The following is a 1893-nucleotide window of genomic DNA, read 5'->3' as shown; positions in this document are numbered from 1 at the left end:
GCGTGTGACAACATAGAGGCGTGAAAGGCATCATTCTTGCGGGGGGTTCTGGGACGCGGCTGCACCCGATCACGTTGGGCGTGTCGAAGCAGTTGATTCCGGTGTATGACAAGCCGATGGTCTATTACCCGTTGTCGACGTTGATGTTGGCGGGTATTCGGGACATTCTGGTGATCACGACGCCGCATGATGCGGAGCATTTCGAGCGGTTGTTGGGTGATGGGTCGCAGTTCGGGGTGTCGATCTCGTTCGCGCAGCAGCCGTCGCCGGATGGTCTGGCGCAGGCGTTCACGATCGGTGCGGAGTTCATCGGTGATGATGATGTGGCCCTGGTGCTGGGTGACAACCTGTTGTACGGGCCGGGGTTGGGGTCGCGGTTGTCGCGGTTCGCTGGTCTGGATGGTGGGGCGGTGTTCGCGTACTGGGTGGCGGAGCCGAGCGCGTATGGTGTGGTCGAGTTCGATGGGGAGGGGCGGGCGATCTCTTTGGAGGAGAAGCCGGCCCGGCCGAAGAGCAACTATGCGGTCCCTGGCCTGTATTTCTATGACAATGATGTGATCGAGATCGCGCGGAACCTGGCGCCGAGTGCGCGGGGCGAGTATGAGATCACGGACATCAACCGGGCGTATCTGGAGGCGGGGAAGCTGCAGGTCGAGGTGCTGCCTCGGGGGACGGCGTGGTTGGACACGGGCACGTTCGATCAGATGACGGATGCGGCGGATTATGTGCGCACGATGGAGCGTCGGACGGCGTTGAAGATCGGGGTGCCGGAAGAGGTCGCGTGGCGGCAGGGGTTCCTCGATGATGCGCAGTTGCGCGAGCGTGCGGAGAAGCTGGTGAAGTCCGGGTACGGGTCGTACCTGTTGGAGTTGTTGGAAAGAGGAAAAGCGTGAGCCGTCTGCTCGTCACCGGGGGTGCCGGGTTCATCGGCTCCAACTTCGTCCACCATGTCGTTGCCACGACCGACCACCACGTCACGGTCCTGGACGCCCTGACGTATGCGGGGAACCGGGCGTCGCTGGCGGGGCTGCCCGAGGACCGGGTGACGTTCGTGCACGGTGACATCACGGACGCGACCCTGGTCGATTCGCTGTTCGCCGGAACGGATGCCGTGGTGCATTACGCGGCGGAGTCGCACAACGACAACTCGTTGAACGACCCGCGCCCGTTCCTGGACACGAACATCATCGGCACGTACACGCTGCTGGAAGCCGCCCGCAAACACTCCACCCGGTTCCATCACATCTCCACCGATGAGGTCTACGGGGATCTCGAGCTCGACGACCCGGAACGGTTCACGGAGAACACCCCCTACAACCCGTCATCGCCGTACTCGTCGACCAAGGCCGGATCCGACCTGCTCGTGCGGGCCTGGGTGCGTTCGTTCGGGGTGCAGGCCACGATCTCGAACTGCTCCAACAACTACGGCCCCTACCAGCACGTGGAGAAGTTCATCCCCCGCCAGATCACGAACGTGATCCGCGGGATCCGCCCCAAGCTCTACGGTGCCGGGGAGAACGTCCGCGACTGGATCCACGCCGACGACCACTCCTCCGCTGTGCTCACCATCCTCGAGCGGGGCGAGATCGGTCAGACCTACCTCATCGGCGCGGACGGCGAGAAGAACAACAAGGACGTCGTCGAACTCATCCTCACCCTCATGGGCATGCCCGCCGACGCCTACGACCACGTCACCGACCGCGCCGGCCACGACCTCCGCTACGCGATCGACTCCACCCGGCTCCGCACCGAACTCGGCTGGACCCCCGCCTACAGCGACTTCGAAACCGGACTCGCCGCCACCATCGACTGGTACCGCACCAACGAACCCTGGTGGGCCCCCTCCAAAGACACCACCGAAGCCTTCTACGCCACCAAAGGACAGTGATGACC

2 protein-coding genes are annotated in these 1893 nt (G+C 63.7%); both read left to right on the top strand.

Features of this window, described 5'->3' with window-relative positions:
* The first annotated feature begins 20 nt into the window (after positions 1-20).
* Positions 21-893: a glucose-1-phosphate thymidylyltransferase RfbA gene (rfbA, locus tag ACWAT3_RS16655; RefSeq protein ID WP_460800201.1), complete on the top strand. Its 873-nt coding sequence runs from the start codon at positions 21-23 to the stop codon at positions 891-893.
* Complete coding sequence (gene rfbB, locus ACWAT3_RS16650) at positions 890-1888, top strand: dTDP-glucose 4,6-dehydratase (RefSeq protein ID WP_460800199.1); 999 nt, start codon at positions 890-892, stop codon at positions 1886-1888. Before rfbA ends, rfbB begins: the two co-directional genes overlap by 4 nt.
* The last annotated feature ends 5 nt before the right edge of the window (positions 1889-1893 follow it).

The sequence above is a fragment of the Microbacterium sp. GXF0217 genome (assembly GCF_054798195.1).
The sequence above is the reverse complement of the archived record's forward strand: the minus strand, read 5'-3'. Positions and strand labels throughout refer to the sequence as shown.